Origin of the sequence: Hyphomicrobium sulfonivorans, from assembly GCF_013306565.1 — a bacterium.
Taxonomy (GTDB): domain Bacteria; phylum Pseudomonadota; class Alphaproteobacteria; order Rhizobiales; family Hyphomicrobiaceae; genus Hyphomicrobium_A; species Hyphomicrobium_A sulfonivorans.
Map to the genome: position 1 here is coordinate 249,914 of NZ_PZPO01000005.1, position 17,563 is coordinate 267,476.

17 protein-coding genes are annotated in these 17,563 nt (G+C 62.2%); 5 read left to right on the forward strand and 12 right to left on the reverse strand.

All coding sequences use genetic code 11. The features are described 5' to 3' along the window. Positions 1-134 precede the first annotated feature (134 nt). From C6Y62_RS12635 to C6Y62_RS12660, 6 genes are read right to left on the reverse strand one after another with little or no spacing between them, the layout of a single operon-like run. Positions 135-971 (reverse strand): triphosphoribosyl-dephospho-CoA synthase, encoded by an 837-nt coding sequence (locus tag C6Y62_RS12635; RefSeq protein ID WP_173954205.1) that lies wholly within the window; start codon positions 969-971, stop codon positions 135-137. Further along, positions 959-2,068, reverse strand: a complete 1,110-nt coding sequence (locus tag C6Y62_RS12640) for an ATP-grasp domain-containing protein (protein ID WP_173954206.1) — start codon at positions 2,066-2,068, stop codon at positions 959-961. Before C6Y62_RS12640 ends, C6Y62_RS12635 begins: the two co-directional genes overlap by 13 nt. Further along, positions 2,043-3,014, reverse strand: a complete 972-nt coding sequence (gene mch / locus C6Y62_RS12645; RefSeq protein WP_068461258.1) for a methenyltetrahydromethanopterin cyclohydrolase — start codon at positions 3,012-3,014, stop codon at positions 2,043-2,045. The genes C6Y62_RS12640 and mch overlap by 26 nt, the downstream gene beginning before the upstream one ends. Beyond that, entirely contained in the window at positions 2,986-4,179 is a 1,194-nt protein-coding gene (locus tag C6Y62_RS12650) for an ATP-grasp domain-containing protein (protein WP_173954207.1), read from the reverse strand. Before C6Y62_RS12650 ends, mch begins: the two co-directional genes overlap by 29 nt. Continuing rightward, positions 4,176-5,075: an NAD(P)-dependent methylenetetrahydromethanopterin dehydrogenase gene (locus C6Y62_RS12655; RefSeq protein WP_068461262.1), complete on the reverse strand. Its 900-nt coding sequence runs from the start codon at positions 5,073-5,075 to the stop codon at positions 4,176-4,178. Before C6Y62_RS12655 ends, C6Y62_RS12650 begins: the two co-directional genes overlap by 4 nt. 29 nt (positions 5,076-5,104) lie before the next feature. After that, positions 5,105-6,124 carry a beta-ribofuranosylaminobenzene 5'-phosphate synthase family protein gene (locus C6Y62_RS12660; protein WP_246274668.1) on the reverse strand — a complete coding sequence of 340 codons (1,020 nt, stop codon included), beginning with the start codon at positions 6,122-6,124 and terminating at the stop codon, positions 5,105-5,107. A 45-nt stretch (positions 6,125-6,169) separates the two neighbouring features. Between C6Y62_RS12660 and C6Y62_RS12665 the strand changes: the two genes are divergently transcribed. Further along, positions 6,170-6,547, forward strand: a complete 378-nt coding sequence (locus C6Y62_RS12665) for a 4a-hydroxytetrahydrobiopterin dehydratase (protein WP_173954208.1) — start codon at positions 6,170-6,172, stop codon at positions 6,545-6,547. A 267-nt stretch (positions 6,548-6,814) separates the two neighbouring features. Then, the gene (gene folK, locus C6Y62_RS12670; protein WP_173954209.1) at positions 6,815-7,339 is read left to right on the forward strand and encodes a 2-amino-4-hydroxy-6-hydroxymethyldihydropteridine diphosphokinase; all 525 of its coding nucleotides are present in this window, start codon (positions 6,815-6,817) and stop codon (positions 7,337-7,339) included. 193 nt (positions 7,340-7,532) lie between these two features. Here folK and C6Y62_RS12675 read toward each other — a convergent pair whose 3' ends face one another. From C6Y62_RS12675 to pqqA, 6 genes are all read right to left on the reverse strand, one after another. Continuing rightward, a complete protein-coding gene (locus C6Y62_RS12675) occupies positions 7,533-7,919 on the reverse strand; it encodes a c-type cytochrome (RefSeq protein WP_173954210.1) in 387 nt (128 codons plus the stop codon). 157 nt (positions 7,920-8,076) lie between these two features. Beyond that, positions 8,077-9,264: a pyrroloquinoline quinone biosynthesis protein PqqE gene (pqqE, locus tag C6Y62_RS12680; RefSeq protein WP_420844167.1), complete on the reverse strand. Its 1,188-nt coding sequence runs from the start codon at positions 9,262-9,264 to the stop codon at positions 8,077-8,079. Between the two features lie 65 nt (positions 9,265-9,329). Then, positions 9,330-9,632, reverse strand: a complete 303-nt coding sequence (gene pqqD / locus C6Y62_RS12685) for a pyrroloquinoline quinone biosynthesis peptide chaperone PqqD (RefSeq protein WP_173954212.1) — start codon at positions 9,630-9,632, stop codon at positions 9,330-9,332. A gap of 3 nt (positions 9,633-9,635) precedes the next feature. After that, positions 9,636-10,355, reverse strand: coding sequence for a pyrroloquinoline-quinone synthase PqqC (gene pqqC, locus C6Y62_RS12690; protein ID WP_280385059.1), 720 nt, complete (start codon positions 10,353-10,355; stop codon positions 9,636-9,638). Positions 10,356-10,408: 53 nt separating this feature from the next. After that, positions 10,409-11,338 (reverse strand): pyrroloquinoline quinone biosynthesis protein PqqB, encoded by a 930-nt coding sequence (gene pqqB / locus C6Y62_RS12695; RefSeq protein WP_173954213.1) that lies wholly within the window; start codon positions 11,336-11,338, stop codon positions 10,409-10,411. Positions 11,339-11,497: 159 nt separating this feature from the next. Then, a complete protein-coding gene (gene pqqA, locus C6Y62_RS12700; protein ID WP_068459450.1) occupies positions 11,498-11,587 on the reverse strand; it encodes a pyrroloquinoline quinone precursor peptide PqqA in 90 nt (29 codons plus the stop codon). 670 nt (positions 11,588-12,257) lie between these two features. On the opposite strand from pqqA, the gene cysG reads away from it, so the two are divergent. The 3 genes from cysG (at position 12,258) to C6Y62_RS12715 (ending at position 17,357) form a co-directional block, all read left to right on the forward strand. Then, positions 12,258-13,727, forward strand: a complete 1,470-nt coding sequence (gene cysG, locus C6Y62_RS12705; RefSeq protein ID WP_173954214.1) for a siroheme synthase CysG — start codon at positions 12,258-12,260, stop codon at positions 13,725-13,727. Positions 13,728-13,806: 79 nt separating this feature from the next. Then, positions 13,807-15,585 carry a diflavin oxidoreductase gene (locus C6Y62_RS12710; protein ID WP_068461277.1) on the forward strand — a complete coding sequence of 593 codons (1,779 nt, stop codon included), beginning with the start codon at positions 13,807-13,809 and terminating at the stop codon, positions 15,583-15,585. Positions 15,586-15,623: 38 nt separating this feature from the next. Next, positions 15,624-17,357: an NADPH-dependent assimilatory sulfite reductase hemoprotein subunit gene (locus C6Y62_RS12715; protein ID WP_173954215.1), complete on the forward strand. Its 1,734-nt coding sequence runs from the start codon at positions 15,624-15,626 to the stop codon at positions 17,355-17,357. The last annotated feature ends 206 nt before the right edge of the window (positions 17,358-17,563 follow it).

Genomic DNA, 17,563 nt, shown 5'->3' on the forward strand with positions numbered 1-17,563 from the left:
TGTCTGCGTCCGGTGAACGTGTCCCCGAACCGGTTAGCTAGATAGCGGCGCGCCTTGTTTCGGCACGGGCACTAAATAGCCTGAGGCCTAGGCCGGACACAAGGGGGCTAAACACTTCCCACAGAGGTTAGCGCTCAACTGAGAATAGCGGCGAACAAAGTTGCTACAACAAAATCTGCGGTGGTACCCGGATTAATATTGCGATGCTTAAGGGACGCATCGAATTCTAGTAATTTATCAAAGGCGTTAGCCTCGCCGGCCTGCTGCCAGACGGGCGCCATCGCGAGCGCTTCGAGGCGGATTGCCTCAGCGAGATTGACGTCATACTTGCGGGCAATGTGGCTGTCGGGGAAGTAGCTCAGGAACGCCATGTGCAGATTTGTGATGGCGAGTTGTGGATTTCCCGTCGCCTCGATGGCGTTTGCGAACACCGGCAGGCCAAAATCGAAGATCTCGCTGAAGCCGGAGACGTAGGCGCCGGCGATGCGGTCGCGCTCGGCGGCCATCGCCATGGCATCGATCAGCCCGACGGTCGGTGATTCTGCCACGTCCTGCTCGGCAGCCGACCCCAGGCCGCCGGGGTTGGCCAAGCGGATGGCCTCGTAAACGGCGACGGTATCTTCAGCGTCGAGGTCGATCAGCACATCCTGTAGCCGCGCCTGCAGCGGTACGCTGTCATCGCGCTGCGCAGCGGCGGCGAGCGGTGCGCACAGCAGCAGGATGCCGAGATTGGTATTGCAGCCGGCAACCGCAAATGACGCCTGCATCGCCCGCAGAATGCGCACGCCAACCTTGTCACCGACGGCAGCAATGTGCGGTGCGGCAGCTTCGGCGCTGCGTTCGAAATGCGTGATGTCCATGCCGTGTCCGGGCGCATGGATGTGAACGTTGCCAGGCTTGAGCGCATTGAGTTCGGCACGGCAGGCCGCGACAAATGACGCGGCCAGTTCTGCTTCACTCACGCGGGGCATGGCGTTGTTTTCTCCGGATCACGTTCAACCGAAACGCCGGTTGTTGCGGCAGGCGAAGTGCCCGCAGGCGCGAAGCCGCTGTTTGCGGTCAGCGGCAGTTCGGCGTGTGGGCCTGAGGCTGCGGGATACGCCGCGCGCGCGCCGTTCTGGCGATGCGCGATCACCGTATGCAGGAAATCTTCCGCAATCACGGCTGCAATGTCGACGTCGGTCACGGTCTGCAAACCGCGCCACGATGGATTGCTGTTGACCTCAAGCACCAACAGGCGCCCATCCGGAGCACGGATGAGATCGATGCCGGCATAATCGCCGCCAACCGCAGCCAGCGCACGCTGCGAAAGTTCGGCCATCTGCGCGTCGGGTTCGTGCGCAACCGGCGCGCCGCCCAGATGCACGTTCGTCACCCACGTATCGGCACGGCGCGCCATGGCGGCCACAACGCGGCGGCGGGTGACGATAACGCGCCAGTCTTCAAACACCGATCCGCTCGGGCCGACGAAATCCTGCAGGTAATACATGCTGTCGGCGGCGACGGGATCGGGCAGTTCGGCCACGTCGTCGATGCGCAGCAGGCCTTTGCCCTGCGAGCCGAACAGCGGCTTGTAAATCAGTCCGCGCCCTGCCTCGGCAACGTAGGCATCGGCGGGCGGCTTGGTTTCCATCGTCCGTGTGCGTGGTGTCGGCACGCCAGCGCGATGCAGCAGAAATGTGGTGGCGGATTTGTCGACGCAGCGCTCGATTGCGCGCGCATCGTTCCACACCCGCACGCCGCACTCACGCAGCGCATGCAGGATGCCGAGGCGGAATGTGATCTGTTCCAGCGTGCCGGCGGAAATGGAGCGGACGAAAACCGCGTCGGGCAGTTCGCCATTGAAGCCGGGGATGTCGATGCCGCTGGCAATGCCGGTATCGAATGCGCAGCGCGGCAGCGAGGTGACGACAACGTCAGCGCCGCGCGCGCGCAACGCACTGGCCAGCCGGCGCACATGCCAGTGGCCCGCTTCCTCTTCCAGAAAAACGGCAATGCGCAGGCCCTTGGAGCCTGCGCATTCGCCTGTTGTGATGACTTCGTTAGCGGAAGCTTTTGTCGACGACATCGGGTGCCAACTCACCAGCGTGGAAGGTGGTGCCGGTGTCGAGGTTGGATACGATCACCTCGGCCGGGCTGAACAGCATCGGGTCGATCTTGTAGAAGTCGCCGCCCGCTGCCGCAAAGATGTCGGCGAATGGCTCGCCGTATGCCGAGCACGTATTCGACGGCAGCTGCTTGGCCAGCTTCTCGGCAGCTTCGTTGGAACCGCGCACAAACAACTGCACGCGTCCGCCATAGATGATCGCGTCGTTGGTGCGGCCCATGGCGCCGATGAAGTCCGGCACCGGCGGAGCCAGCGGAGCAGTGCCGATACCGTCAGCAATGTTCTCGAGCGGGAAGTGCAGCGCGTGCGCCTTGTGCAGCGCTACCTCAAGCACGCGCGCAGCAATCTGCACCGTACCGGCAAGGCTGCCCGTCGGTGCGAACAGCACCGTCAGATCTTCCGGCTTCACGCCGCAGGCGGCTGCAATCTTGCGCGCCGCCGGGGCGGGCGGAGCCTTGTCACCTTCGATGACAATCGTGGCCTTGTTGAACTGGTCGACGTAGCCCAGCTCCTTGTAGAGTTCTTCCACGCGCGACAGTGCGCGGGCCGGGCCGGAGCCAAGCGCGAAGAAGCCGGTTTCTTCGTCGGTGATCTGCCAACCGGCATACTGGCTGCCGAGGCACGCGGTGATGGATTCCATCGCATGGACGGTGACGGCCAGCGGCCAGCGCTTCAGACCGGAGTCCATCGTCAGCGTCACGGTGCCAAGTCCGCCGAGGCAAATCTCGGCGAGACGGCGACCGGCTTCAAGACCGCCAGGAACCTCAGCACCAAGATCAATGCAGCGCTCGCCGGCTGCACCGGTCGTCACCGAGCAGCGCAGCGCATCTGCATCGGCGATGAGTGTTTCAACGAGTTTAGCAGCGCGGGCCGAAACGCTAGGGGCGGGGCCTTTGAATATCTGCATCTGTAGTACGCTCCCTGTTTTGCGCCTGTGCATACAGCATTGACCCCAATTCCTCCAAGCGTTCACGGCAGCGTTGCAATGCCTCATCTGTGGTTGAAGCATCGGCATAGACCGTCGCTATCGGGCGATAGCGGGGGATACGGCTGGCAGGATCGGGGATGTCGGCGGCCCACTGCGGCCACTGAAAAGCACGGGGGATGGTTAAGCGGTCGCGGTCTGCATAGAGGATGGCAGACGCCTTGGCGCCTTCCAGTTCGGGCAATGCGATGCCCGCAAGATTTTCGCCGCTGCATGCCGCCATGTGGGCGTGAAACAGCGTGCCATGCTCGTCGTCGAAAACATCCAGCGTCGCGCCGGGGCGTGGGTTGACCTCTAACAGATAGGGGATCGCGCCGCAGAGCAGAAAATCAAACGAGACAAGGCCGGAAAGCTGCAGCGCATTGCACACCTCATGCGTTGCGAACGCCATCGCGTCAGCAACAGCGGGTGCAAGTTCGACAGGTCCTACAGCGCCGCCATAACGAAATGGCCGCGGGCCATTGCCCGCCGACCACTGACGGCTGAAACCGACAATGCGCGCTGCGCCATTGGCGGCGAGCGCGAGCGTTGAAACAGCTTCGCCGTGGAGGCGCCGCTGATAGTAGCGACGTGGTGCCGGAGCGCGCGTCGGCTTGGCTGATATGTGGGTGCCGCCGCTGCCACCGATACGCTTGGCCAGCCAGCCATCGAGGTTCTCAGGCGGCAGCTTGCGCGTCTCAGGATGGGGAATGCCGCGCGCGTGCAGTAAGGCTGATAGAGCTACGGGATCGTTGCAGGCACGGATGGCGTCGGCGCTGTTGCCAAGCATGCGATAGCGCTGGGCGAGAGCGGCCACCAGCTTCGGCCGGTCTTCAAAGCCGGAGCCGAGCAGCAAGCCAATAGATGGATTTCCGGCGGCAGGTTTCGGAGCCGCATCGATCAGTGCATCGAGGGCATGAAACAGCGGCTTTGCGCGGATGCCAAGCCGCATCGCATCGCCAATGCGCAGCGCCTGTGCCGCCATTAAGCGCGTGTCGCGATCGCTGAAGGCATCGGCGACGTATGGCAGGTAGCCAGCTCGACGGGCGGAGGCACAAAGCCCCCGCCCGGAAAGAGCTGCAATGAGGACGGGAACGCCCGTCTTCAAGCTGTCAGCGTCCGTGCCAGCGCGAACGCGGCGCGGAAGTCGAAGTGAACCGGCTCGGTCGAGTTGATCATCTGCTTGAACAGGCCAGACTCGGTCTTGTACTTGATGTCGCCGATGGCGAGCGGACCAACGCCGAGAGCCTTCGAGCCCGGCAGTTCGCCACCGTCCATGAACAGCTCCATGCCTTCGACACCGGCCGGCGGCACAGCGTTGACGTCGGCAACGGCGAGCAGGTTCTTGGCCAAAGCAAGATCTTCAGCCGAGAGCACGCGCACGCCAGCGGCGGCGGCGGCGAACACCACTTCAGCGTCGGCGATAATGGCCTGCTTCTGCTCCAGCGTTTCGCCCGACTTGGCGATCAGATCGACGCCAAAGCGCTCCTTGGAGACTTCAGCCGACTTGATGACGCGGTCAACGCCGCGGTGGGCGACCAGCGTAACCTCGGCGCCTTCCAGCGCGGCGATGATCGAGGAGGCGAAGCCGACGACACCGGTAGCGCCGAACACGGCAACCTTGGTGCCCTTCCAGCCGCGATTGAACTTCGTGCGCAGCACGCGCTCAACGCAGGCGACCATGGCGGCAGCGGTGGTGAACGAACCAGCCGGGTCAGCGAAGGTGGAAAGGCCGAACGGCGGCACCAGTGCCTTCTGCGCGGCGTCCAGCATGTCGAGGGCCAGAATGGCATCCTTGCCGCCGATGAACAGGCCGGTGCGGGTGCCGTAGTTCGGCGGGCGCGAGAAGATGGCGTCCTGCGTGAGCGCGGTCACTTCTTCGAGGGTCACGTTGATGTAGGGAACGATGACCTTATAGCCGGCGTCCGCTGCCATGTTCACGTCGAAGGGAGACATGTGCTTCTGCGGCGAGAGCATGTGCAGAATAGGAGTGGCGTCGCTCATGTTAGGACTTTCCTTGGCTTTTTTATCGACTACGTGTTCGTGATCTTTTCGATGGTGGCGCCCCTGTTGCGACCCTCGACGATCATGATTTCAAGCCCCACGCCTCTAGCGAGTTCGATGGAAGAATCATAGAGGCGCTGGGCAATTTCCTGCGAAGGCGCGAATGCGAAGCCGGTCGGGCCCCACGAACTTTGGCCGATGCCGATGGCGCCATTGGCCCGCAGGGCTTCTACAACGCGGCCCACCGCCGGGCTGGTCCACGGGCTACCCCCCTGGGCAGCGGCGAAGTGGCCACCGACAATTTTCTGAATCTCGGTCAGGGCGTCGCCGAAGGGCTCGATCTCTTCCTCCATCAAGGCGGGTACGAGCTGCATAAGCACGAGACGACAAACACTTGCGGCAGCCGCATCGGGCAGCGGCGGCAGGGTGGCAAAAGCATTCGTTTCCGCCTCGCCGTGTACGCCGGAGGCTTTTGGGTCCGTGACCAGCAGGGCTCGCCACGCCTCGGGAAAATCGGTGCGGATCATGATCGGCGGGGCCCGGTCGCTGCCCCCCTTGCCGCCGTCGACGATGAACCCGCCGCGCTCAAACGACGCAATGCCGATTGCGGAGCGGGCGCCCCGGTCGACGACTTCGCCGAGCCGGGTGGGGGTGATGTCAATGCCCTCGAGCGCGGCCAGCGCTACCCCGGCGGCCACCGCCAGCTGCGTGCCGGAACCGAGCCCGGCGTGGGGCGGAATGGCGTTCTTGATAGAGATTTCGTAGCTGCTGGTGAGGTCGAACAGTTTCGCAAAACGCTGCAGCTGCCGGACCGCGCGCTCATGATCGGGGCCATCGCCACGGAAAACGTCGCTGCGGCGCAGCACCAGTTCGGTACGCGGGCGGTTGATGGCGAGGCCAATGCTGCCGAAAAGCCGTCCCAGGCTGCCGTTGAGATCCAGAAAACCCAGATGCAGGCGCGCGGCGGCTTCCACGCGCACGGCCTCGGGTCGGGCAGTCGACTTCTGCCCAGGCGCTTCAGATTGCATTGCGTCGGCCAGTGGTGGCATTACGGTCAACCTGCAGGTGCGAAAAATCCCCTAGGAGAGGACAATATGGCGGCTGAGCGCGAAAAGCCCATGCCTGATGCCGAAGTCAACGCGTGGCTCGAAAAAAATCTACCCACGTGGCGCTTCGAGGATGGCTGGATCAGGCGGACATACAAGACCAGCGGATGGAAGGGGACGCTGATGGTCATCAGCACGGTCGGGCATCTGGCCGAAGCGGCGTGGCATCACCCTGATATTACAGCCTCCTATGCCTGGGTTGAGGTGCGTCTCGTCACCCACTCCGCCAAGGGTATCACACCCAAGGATCTGGAATTGGCCCAGAAAATTGAAGAGGTCGTGCACTGGCGCCCTGGCAAGGCCGGGGGAGCTCTGGAGGGGACGCCGGAAGCCGACCAGCGCTTTGCCTATATCAAATACGACTGATCGGAAAGCCTTCGTTTACCTTTTGGCAAGCTAGAGTGCCGAACTTGCCTTGCAGCCGGCTGCGCTATATCGAGCGTAGCCGGTTGTCCCGATGATTGGGCAGCAGTTTGGGCGTATTCCTAGTGGGTTGCCGCCGGGCATGAAATTGGCATGGCGCAGGCGAAACTTCGCAACGTCCCATCGCTACCCGCCAATCCGAAGCCCGCATGAATATAGCCGCCACTTTCCTGCGGCGCCGAAATCACCAATGGCCAAGTGTCCCGTCGCATGAAGCACGTATTTCCTGCCCCGTCCTCAGCTACGCCCAATGGGCTCGCGTTCGACAGCATTGTCGCGCTGGGCTCGAACATGGGCGATAAAACCGCCAACATCGACCGCGCTATCGCGCTGTTGACCCAAAGCGGTGAGGTGCGCCTTGTTGCGCGCTCCGGCGATTATGCGACGCCGCCCTGGGGCAAGACCGATCAGGATTGGTTCGTGAACGCCGCAATGTCTGTGAAGACTGAGCTGGCGCCGCATGATCTGCTGGCCCGCTGCAAACAGATTGAGCGTGAGATGGGGCGCGTCGAGATCGAGCGCTGGGGGCCGCGTGTCATTGATCTTGATGTGCTCGTCTATCGTGACACGATACTCAACACGCCCGAGCTCACGTTGCCGCATCCGCACATCGGTGCGCGCGCATTTGTGCTTGGTCCGCTGATGGACATCGCACCCGCTCTCGTCATCGGTGGCCGGACTGTGCGCGAGCTGTATGACGCCGTCGACAAGACCGGCATGGAGCGGCTGGACTGATCGTCGGCGATTGATTGTCGTCAATGCACCGGCCTCCGGATCAGCTTTATAAGAGCCCCTGAAATATAAAAACGCCGCCAACCCGAAGGCTGACGGCGTTCTAAATTGAGTGCGTCGGCGACACCCCGGCGGGGCGCCGGCCGCCAGCGCTATCGAAATTCTGCGCGCGCTGGCCGCCGACGCAGCAAACCTATTACTTCGAGCTGCCGTCAGCGTTCAGCGACTCAAGATAGGCAACCAGGTCGCCACGCTTCAGCTCGTCCTTGACGCCCGGGAACGGCATGCGGTTGCCGGGGATCTTCTTCTTCGGATCGGCAAGCCACTCGTCGAGGTTCTCTGCGGTCCACTCAATCGCAGCGGTCTTCAGCGCTGGCGAGAAGTTGTAGCCTTCAAGCGAACCCGACTTGCGCTCGGACAAGCCGTTGAGCTCCGGACCGACGGCGTTCTTGGCGCCCGGACCAACCTTGTGACAGGCAGCGCACTGCTGTGCGAAAACCTTCTGACCGGCTTCAACGTCCTGAGCAGAAGCCATTGTTGGCATCGCAAGCACAGCGCTTGCGGCCAGTACCCACTTAAGCATCCCGTTTTCTCCCTAGTTACGACGTCGCGCGTCGTTTGGATGGCGCGCGCATCATCGGATGGCACCTGTGACTGTGCCAAGTCTTTTCTGAACTTGGACTGAACACGATGCCGCACCCTTTGGTACTTGCGCTTCCAGGTCGTGGGAGAAAACGGTCTTAAGCGTCGCTTGAAACTGGTGTTTTTTCGGCCGCCGGCTTGGGTGTTGCACCGCCCGGGCGACGGTAAACAAATGCTGGTGGAGATTGATGGGATTCGACATCAGCCACCTTGGCCCACTCCTCATGCAACGGAGAAAGTGAACACGCAGGGTCAGTATTTGCTGCATCGCCGGTGAGCGCAAACGCCTGACAACGGCAGCCGCCGTAGTCGATCTCGCGCCGCGGACAAGTGCGGCAGGGCTCTTTCATCCAGCTCGTACCGCGATACTTCTGGAACGCGTCGCCATTGAGCCAGATGTCGGCAAGCGGCTTGTCGCGCACGTTATCGAACTCAAGGTGCGTGATCGATTCCGCCGCGTGGCACGGCAACACCCGGCCCGACGGCGTGATGTTGATGATGCCCCTGCCCCAGCCGCCCATGCAGGGCTTCGGATACTTGGCGTAATAGTCCGGAACCACGGCGTCGATGACGATGATGCCCTTCAATTCTTCACGCTTGCGCTCAACGAGGCGCGCTGCGGCCATGAAGGCATCGCGCGTCGGCATCAGCGATGAGCGGTTCTTGAGTGCCCAGGCATAATACTGCACGTGGGCGATCTCGACGCGGCCGGCGCCCAGTTCCACGGCGTAGTTGATGATGGCTTCGACGCTGTGGATGTTATGGCGATGGATCGGCGCGTTGATCGTCAGCGGCATGCCCAGCTCGCGAACCCAGCCGGCAACTTCCTTTTTCTTCGCGCTGCCGCCCTTGTAGCCAGCGATGCGATCGGCGTTTTCCGCCTGCGTGTCGACGTCCTGAATGGAGATCTGGACGTGATCCAGCCCGCACTCTTTCAGCTTCTCCAGCCGTTCGCGCTTCAGCAGAACAGCGGCGGTGATGAGGTTGGTGTAAAGGCCTGCCTCAGCGGCAGTCTTCACGATTTCTTCCAGGTCACGGCGCGCGGTTGGCTCGCCACCGGAAAGATGCACCTGCAGGATGCCAAGCTGCGCCGCCTCCCGCATCACCTTCTGCCAATCCTCCGTCGACAGCTCGACGTTGACCTTCTCAAGCTCCAGCGGGTTGGAGCAGTAGGGGCACTGGAGCGGGCAGCGGTGGGTCAGCTCGGCCAGCAGGCCGATCGGCGCACGCACGACGCAAGAAGGATCTGGCGCGGTGGGCGATGACGGGTTTGCATCACAGCGCATCTCGCCGGCATCCATGGTTATGGTGCCTTCCTTGACGTGGCCTTCCGGGGATGGGGCAATCTCGTTCATGCCTTCACAACTCCCTTGTCGGAGAGGTCTTGCAACATCGCGATGATGTCGACCTCGATATCCTGCGCCGGAGCATTGTATTCATTAGATAGGTGGGCGGCGATGTCTCCGACAGTGCGCGCGCCATCACAAAGCTTCAAAACTTCGACAGCGATGGGATCGGGATCGAACAGCCGTTCAGGCGCCAGGATGATCCAGCGGTTGCGCCCGGCGTCGTAGCGCATCTTGATGTATGGGGGCATCACCGGCTTGCTGTCGGTTGCGATCACCGTTCGCTGGCGTGGTGTAGGTTCGCCCATTTTTCAGGCCTCCGGTCGGAATGCGCCGGGCGGAACACGCCCTTCGACATAGGCATTTTGCAGTGCATCAAGCTGTGACCACAGCACGTTGCATTTGAAGCGAACAGCATCGACGCACGCTTCCTGTTCGTCGCGGGTTTTGGCGTGCTCCAGCACGTAGCCGAGCGCGAAGTCGGCATCGCGCGGGGCCTGTGTCAGTCGACGCTTGAAGTAGGCCATAACCTTGTCGTCGATGAAGTCCGGATAGTTCTCCAGCATGCCGGAGATGCGCTCCTTATGGATCTTGGGCGCGAACAGTTCCGTCAGCGATGAGGCGATGGCGACCGTGATCGGCTGCTCGCGCACGAAGGTTACATAAGCTTCAACGGCGAACTTGGTGGCGGGCAGCGCGCCCTTCATCGAGACGACGTAATCGCGATCGAGGCCAAGTCCGTCCGTCAGCACCAGCCAGCGCTCGATGCCGCCTTCTTCTTCGCCGTAGCCATCGTGATCCAGCAGGCGGTGAACCCATTCGCGGCGCAGCTCGCGATCGTAAAGGCGGCTGATGAGAGCGGCGTCCTTGCGTGGCACCGCCGACTGATAGCAATAGCGGTTCAGCGCCCAGGCCTGAACCTGCGGCTTGGTCAGCTCGCCGCCGTGCAGCATGTGATGGAACGGATGCTTGTCGTGATAGCGCTCAGCGCCCACGGCGCGGATCGCAGCTTCGAACTCCGCCACCGGCATCAATTGCTGCGCGTCGCGTTCGGCGCTTTTGCGCTCAAGGCTCACCGCATCGCTCATAGCCGCACCTCCATCCCATCATATCCGACTTCACAGCCCGCAGCTTCAATCGTTTTGCGGGCTTCAGAATTTTCATCCAACGCCGGATTTGAATTGTTAATGTGAACATAGACCAGCCGGCCCACATTCAGGCCGGAAAATGCAGCAATCGAACCGTCTTCGCCCGACATGCTGATATGGCCCATCCGGGCGCCGGTCTTCGGCATCAGACCCTGATCGAGCATCTCGTTGTCGGTGAACAGCGTGCCGTCGAAGAACACAACCGGCGCATCTTTAAGGCGCGCGGCCAGCTTCTCATCTACCTGCGCGCAGCCTGGAATGTAAAAGAAGGACTTCTTCTCGACCGTATCAGTAATTTTCAAACCGATCGTGTCGCCGTCCTTGCTGCCGAAATTGTCCGATGACGTATCTTCAAGGTACAGCGCAACCTTGCCCGGCACTGCAAAAGCTTCCACGGTGAGGCCGAGATCGACGCCCGCGCCGGTCAGCGCGAAGGGCTCGTTCAGCTTCATCTCGATGCGCGGCACGTGCTGTTCGGCCAGCACCTGAAACACCGAGTTGGCGTTGATGGTCGCCAGCACGCGGTCGGACGCATAGACGGAAAACGGCTGGGCTTCGCGCAGGTTGATCAGTCCGATGATGTGATCCACATCGCCATTGGTCAGCACCGCGGCCTTGATGGGGCTGTGGCGCATGCCAAATTCGGGCTTTGCGTGCAATTCGGGCGTCTCGTTGATCTGCTGGCGCAGGTCAGGAGAAGCGTTCAGCAGCACCCAGTTGACGCCGTCGCGGCTGACGGCCAGCGACGATTGGGTGCGCGCGCGGAAGCCGGGCACGCCGGTGCGCACAGCGGTGCAGTTGCGGCAATTGCAGTTCCACTGCGGAAAGCCACCGCCCGCAGCGGACCCCAGGATTTTTATGATCATTTCTGCTGTCTGGATGTGAGCACGCATCGCCATGTGGCTTGGGGCCGTACGTCGTAGGCGCTCGATCGTTCTTCGCCCGATAAAACAACGGCGGTCGAGGCCTCGACCGCCGTTGCAAGAAACTCACTGACAGTGTGAGTCAAAGTCGACAGTCAAAAATTAGATGATGTCGATCTCAGCCGGCATGTACGAGGTAACCTCGAGGCCAACTTCCTGCTCACGAACTGCGGGCTTGGTCCAAACCTTCATGACTTTTCCTCCGGTTGGCAATTTTGCCGTTTCCATTATTCGGATGTACCCCGCCGAGGGCCCATCCACCGGAGCATTAACCTTCTACGGGTGCCCCGGTTCGTCGATTTCAGGCACGCGAGCCCTCAATCGCCATAGCGGCTATAAACCACAGGCCCGCCCGAAACGGAAGTCAAAGGCGCTCACAATGCCGTGTGAAAAACGTCAGCTGAGCATGGGTAGAATGGCAATTGACTCAGGCATTTGGCCGTGAGCGCCGAGGGAGCAGTTGATCTGTGTCAATGCCACCGGAGTGGCCGGGGATGCGCCGGTTCGGCTGATGTCGGGAAAAATGCCGCAAGCGGCGCAAGGGGCGATGTAGACCAAAGTGTTAGCGCGTCAGGGGCGAGGTCCGGGGCGGCAGGTTCGCCCGCCCTTTCGGAGTTAGACCCGCCAGGGGTCTTTTACCGGGGGCGTTGGCCCGCAAGATGGAAATGCAATTTCAGAATGCGGTGATGCGAAGGGATTTTGTTCTTATTTCTCCTCGTTACGGTCGGGAGAATAGAAAAAACTACTTTGTTAAACTATAACGTCAGTCACTGACATGCGGAGCCGCCCTTGCGCGGTTCGCCCAGTTGGTGCCCTACGCGATATCCGGTTGATCAGCGCGTGAGCAGCGAAAGGCAAGGCGTTGCGATACTTCCCTGTTTTTCTCGATCTTGAGCAGCGCGAAGTGCTTGTCGTCGGTGGTGGCGAGAAAGCGCTGCAGAAGCTGCGTCTGCTGGCAAAGACGACGGCGCGGGTGCGCCTTGTCGATGGGGACGTGTGCGCCGAGATCCTGGATGCCGGCTTTGAGAACCTGACGGTCGAGGCACGCGCTTTCATCGATAGCGATGTCGATGGCGCGGTGCTGGTTTTTGCCGCCAGCGATGATGAGGCCCTCGACAAGAGCGTCGCGGCAGCGGCCCACGCGCGGGGCATTGCCGTGAATGTGGTCGACGGCCCGGCCGATAGCAGTTTCATCGTGCCCGCGATTGTTGATCGCGATCCGGTTGTTGTCGCCATCGGCACGGAAGGCGCCGCGCCCATTCTCGCCCGCGAGATCAAGGCGCGGCTGGAGGACTGGCTGCCGGCACGCTTCGGCGATATCGCCCACCGTGCCCAGGCGCTCCGTCAGCGCGTCAAGGACACTATTCTCGATCCCGTTTTGCGCCGCCGGACCTGGGAATCATTGCTGCAGGGGCCTTGGCGCGATGCGGCGCTCGCTGGAAACAGCGAAGAGGCCAACCGTGAGCTTGAGCGCCAGATTGAAGCTGCCCGCGAGCTTGGCCACCCGGTCGGCAGCGTGGTTCTGATTGGCTGCGGCCCCGGTGAGCCAGACCTCATCACATTGAAAGCGCAGCAATATTTGCAGTCGGCCGATGTGCTGGTGACGGATCGGCTGGTCAATCCCGCGATCCTCGAATACGCGCGCCGCGACGCCGCGCGCATCGACGTTGGCAAGGGGCCGGAAGGGGATTCCCACCGGCAGGAAGAAATCAACCGCATCATCGTGCGCGAGGCTTTGAAAGGCCATCGCGTGGTGCGGCTCAAGGGCGGCGACGCGTTCGTTTTTGGCCGTGCCGCCGAGGAAATGGCGTCTGTGCGCCAGGCTGGCGTGCCGGTGACGGTGGTGCCGGGCATCACGGCGGCCCACGCCTGCGCGGCCAGCATCGGGCTGCCGGTTACGCAGCGCAACCGGGTCCGGCAGTTCACCGTTGTGACCGGTGCTTCGTCCGAGGGCGATATCGACCTCGATTGGCCCGCTCTGGCCCGGCCGGGGCAGGCGTTCGCGATCTACATGGGTGTCAGGACCGCAGATCATTACTGCAAGCACCTGCTGGCCGCCGGAGCAGATCCCGAAACCCCGGTCGTGGTCGTGGAAAACGGCACGCTGCCCAGCGAGCGGGTCATAGAGACGGATCTTCGATCGCTGGTGCAGGCCATTGCGGATACGGGTATACGCAGTCCCGCAGTGATTTTTGTTGGTTTGGATTGGGCGAGCGCAGGGCTGTCGCGGCCACAGCGTGTCGAGGTATACCGGGCGCGCATTGCTTCGGGGAGCGGACCTGATAAAGGCTCGCAGGCCATTGACGCATATGCCGAGCAGGTATGCCGATAGTCGTGCAGACAAATCAGCATAGTTCAGAAACGATCAGCGCTCCTTTGCGCCGCAGTGCCATAAACTCAAGGAGGCGAGTGTGACCGCCCAGCCGTTGCTACCGAAGAATGCGCCCTTCACGCAGGAGGAGATTGAAGTCCTCAATAGCGTGGTCGCGCGCACGACGCCGCAGCAGCGCGCGTGGTTGGCGGGTTTCTTCGCCGGTTTTGAGGCTGCCCAGGGTGGTGGCGCGGTTGCGGCCGCTCCAGCCCAGAAGCCGCGCCAGCCGCTGACGGTGCTCTATGCAAGCGAGAGCGGCAACGCCGAAGCGCTGGCGCTGCGATCCAAGAAAATCGCCCAGAAGCACGGACTCGATGCTCGCATCGTCGATTTCGCCGATGCCGACTTCGACCTGCTGAAGAAAGCCAAGAACATTCTGGTCTATGCGGCCACCTGGGGCGAAGGCGATCCGCCGAGCCGCGCCGTCGATTTCTATAACGCGCTGATGAGCGATGAGGCGCCGCGCATTGATGGCGTGCGCTTCGCGGTGCTGGCGCTGGGCGATTCCGCTTACGTCGAATTCTGCGCTACCGGCAGACTAATCGACGAGCGTCTCGCAGCGCTGGGCGGTGTGCGTGCATTCGATCGCATCGATCTCGACCTCGATTATGCCAAGCAGGCGGCCGAGTGGACCGAGAAGGCGCTGGGCGAGCTGGCCCCGGCCGATGCGGGCAACGCCACCGTCGTGCATGTTGATTTCAAGTCGCCGCTGCTTGCTGAAGACGACGACGAGCCGCGCTACACGGTCGAGAGCCCGCTCACCGGTGAGATCACCGCGCTGGTCGATCTCAACGGCACCGGTTCGAGCCGCGAGACCTGGCATGTGGAAATCGCAGCCGATGCACCTGGCTTCTCGTATCTGCCCGGCGATGCCATCGGCGTGGTGCCGGAGAACGATCCGCAGCTCGCGCTGGAAGTTGCCGAAGCCGTTGGTCTTGGCGCCGACGGTGAGGTGGTGAAGAAGCTGCGCGAGCGCTATGACGTCACCACGCTGTCGCGTCCGCTGATCGAGGCGTTCTCGAAGCTGACGCAGCGCACCGATGCCGCCAAGCTGCTGGAGCCGGAAGCCTTTGCCGCTTTCGCCGCCGATCGCCAGCTTGTCGATTTGTTCGAGACCTACAGCGAGAAGCTGACGCCCGAGCAGCTGTTCAGTCTGCTGCGTCCGCTGCCGGGCCGCCTCTATTCGGTGGCTTCCAGCCCCAAGGCGCATCCGGGCGAGGCGCATCTGCTGGTCGGCGCCGTTCGCTGGGCATCCCACGGCCGCGAGCGTCGCGGTGTTTGCTCGACCTATTTCGCCGACCGTCGCAGGACCGGCGATGAAGTGCGCGTCTACGTGAAGCCGAACCGTCACTTCCGCATTCCGGAGGATGGCAATCGCCCGATCATCATGATCGGCGCCGGCACCGGCGTTGCGCCTTATCGCGGCTTCATCGAAGAGCGTGCGGAGCTGGAGCACAAGGGCAAAAGCTGGCTGTTCTTCGGTGAGCGCAACTTCACCAACGACTTCCTCTATCAGCTCGAATGGCAGGAGCATCTGGCTTCTGAAACGCTCAGCCGTATCGACGTTGCGTTTTCGCGCGATCAGCCGGAAAAGATCTATGTGCAGCATCGTCTGTGGGATCGGCGCGAGGAACTGCTCGACTGGATTGCCGATGGTGCGCACCTCTACGTTTGCGGTGACGAAAAGGGCATGGCGCGCGACGTCGATGACACGCTGGCGCGCATCCTTGCAGAAACGGCGCGCGGCGATGACGAGGTTGGCCGCGCAAAGCTGAAGGAACTCGCCAAGGCGGGCCGGTATCAGCGCGACGTATATTAAAAAGGGTGGCCTGGGGGCACTCTGACAGGACGGACGACATGACTGACAAGCGTTCAAAGAACGAACACATCAAGGAAGACAGCCGGCTGCTGCGCGGGACCATCTCAGAAGGTCTTGCGGATGTCTCAACGGGTGCCATCTCCGAGGACGACAGCCAGCTCACGAAGTTCCACGGCACGTACCTACAGGACCATCGCGACGTGCGCGGTGAGCGCACCAAGAAGAAGCTGGAAAAGGCTTACAGCTTCATGATCCGCGTGCGTCTGCCGGCTGGCGTGACGACGTCGAAGCAGTGGCTGCAGCTTGATGCGATCGCGGGTACCTATGCCAACGATCAGCTTCGGCTGACGACGCGCCAGACGTTCCAGTTCCACGGCGTCATCAAGCCGAACATGCGGCGCACGATGCAGGCCATCAACGCGGCGCTGCTCGATACCCTGGCCGCCTGCGGTGACGTGAACCGCAACGTGCTGGCGGCGTCCAATCCGTATCTGACGAAGGCGCACACGGCTGCGCACGAACTTGCTGTCAATGTCAGCGAGCATCTGCTGCCGCGCACTGGCGCTTACCACGAGATCTGGCTGGACGGTGAGCAGGTGGTCGACAAGACGCGCGCTGCGGAGCCGGAGGAAGAGCCAATTTACGGGCAGCATTATCTGCCGCGTAAGTTCAAGATCGTGGTGGCTGTGCCGCCATCGAACGACATCGATCTGTTCGCGCACGATCTGGGCTACATCGCTATCGTCGAGGACGGCAAGCTTGTCGGCTGGAACGTCGCTGTCGGTGGCGGCATGGGCATGACCCACGGCGATACCGAAACCTTCCCGCGCCCGGCCGACGTGATGGGCTTCTGCACGACGGAGCAGGCCATCGACGTTGCCGAGAAAGTTGTCACTGTCCAGCGCGACTGGGGCAATCGCGAGAACCGCAAGCGCGCGCGTTTGAAGTACACCATCGAGGATCACGGCCTCGAGAACTTCCGCGCCGAAGTCGAGAAGCGTCTCGGCTACAAGCTGGGCGAGGCGCGGCCGTACGAGTTCACCTCAACCGGTGACGTGATCGGCTGGACGCAGGGCGCCGACAAGAAATGGCACCTGACGCTCTACATCGAGAACGGTCGCATCAAGGATGTGCCGGGCTGGACGCTGCGCTCTGCGTTGCGCGAGATTGCGGAAGTCCATCCGGGCGGGTTTGTTGTCACTGCAAACCAGAACGTCATCGTCACCAACGTGCAAGCCAAGGGCAAGGCGAAGATCGAAGCCATCCTGAAGCAGCATGGCATCGACATCGGCACCGATCTTTCGGGCATGCGGCGCAACTCGATGTCGTGCGTCGCGTTGCCGACGTGCGGTCTTGCGCTGGCGGAGAGCGAGCGTTTCCTGCCGGAGCTGGTGACGGCGCTTGAGGATTCACTCGATCGCGCCGGCCTGCGCGACGACGAGATCGTCATCCGCATGACCGGCTGCCCCAACGGCTGCGCGCGTCCCTATCTGGCCGAGATCGGTCTCGTCGGCCGTAATCCAGGGCTTTACAACCTGTACCTCGGTGCGGCATTTAACGGCGAGCGGCTGAACAAGCTTTATGCCGAGGACGTCGATAAAAGTGGTATTGTGCGGTTGCTGGATCCGATCTTCGCCCGCTACGCCAAGGAGCGCGAGCAGGGCGAACATTTCGGAGACTTTGCCATCCGCGCCGGTTATGTTCAGGCAACGACCGGCGGCAATCGCTTCCACGCTGATCTTGCGCCGGTAAAGGTTGCGGCGGCGGAATAGCAGCAGCCTGCGGATACCCGGTTTCGCCAGCGTCAGGCGCGTTGTCGCCACGCTGGCCGATATAGTTACGTCACTTCACCTGCATGTGACGACAGCCGTCGCGCACTGTCCTTGGACAGAGCGCGACGGCTTTTTCGTTATGGGGATGGTTCAGCAACACTGCGCAATCGGATGCAGCGACGCGAGGCGGCGCTCGCTTCGCGCCC

Bases quoted from the DNA above. Each gene is read 5' to 3' on its own strand.
- C6Y62_RS12635 (WP_173954205.1), bottom strand. From the start codon at position 971: ATGCCCCGCGTGAGTGAAGCAGAACTGGCCGCGTCATTTGTCGCGGCC.
- C6Y62_RS12640 (WP_173954206.1), bottom strand. From the start codon at position 2,068: ATGTCGTCGACAAAAGCTTCCGCTAACGAAGTCATCACAACAGGCGAA.
- mch (WP_068461258.1), bottom strand. From the start codon at position 3,014: ATGCAGATATTCAAAGGCCCCGCCCCTAGCGTTTCGGCCCGCGCTGCT.
- C6Y62_RS12655 (WP_068461262.1), bottom strand. From the start codon at position 5,075: ATGAGCGACGCCACTCCTATTCTGCACATGCTCTCGCCGCAGAAGCAC.
- C6Y62_RS12660 (WP_246274668.1), bottom strand. From the start codon at position 6,124: ATGCCACCACTGGCCGACGCAATGCAATCTGAAGCGCCTGGGCAGAAG.
- C6Y62_RS12665 (WP_173954208.1), top strand. From the start codon at position 6,170: ATGGCGGCTGAGCGCGAAAAGCCCATGCCTGATGCCGAAGTCAACGCG.
- folK (WP_173954209.1), top strand. From the start codon at position 6,815: ATGAAGCACGTATTTCCTGCCCCGTCCTCAGCTACGCCCAATGGGCTC.
- C6Y62_RS12675 (WP_173954210.1), bottom strand. From the start codon at position 7,919: ATGCTTAAGTGGGTACTGGCCGCAAGCGCTGTGCTTGCGATGCCAACA.
- pqqE (WP_420844167.1), bottom strand. From the start codon at position 9,264: ATGCGCTGTGATGCAAACCCGTCATCGCCCACCGCGCCAGATCCTTCT.
- pqqD (WP_173954212.1), bottom strand. From the start codon at position 9,632: ATGGGCGAACCTACACCACGCCAGCGAACGGTGATCGCAACCGACAGC.
- pqqC (WP_280385059.1), bottom strand. From the start codon at position 10,355: ATGCCGGTGGCGGAGTTCGAAGCTGCGATCCGCGCCGTGGGCGCTGAG.
- pqqB (WP_173954213.1), bottom strand. From the start codon at position 11,338: ATGATCATAAAAATCCTGGGGTCCGCTGCGGGCGGTGGCTTTCCGCAG.
- pqqA (WP_068459450.1), bottom strand. From the start codon at position 11,587: ATGAAGGTTTGGACCAAGCCCGCAGTTCGTGAGCAGGAAGTTGGCCTC.
- C6Y62_RS12715 (WP_173954215.1), top strand. From the start codon at position 15,624: ATGACTGACAAGCGTTCAAAGAACGAACACATCAAGGAAGACAGCCGG.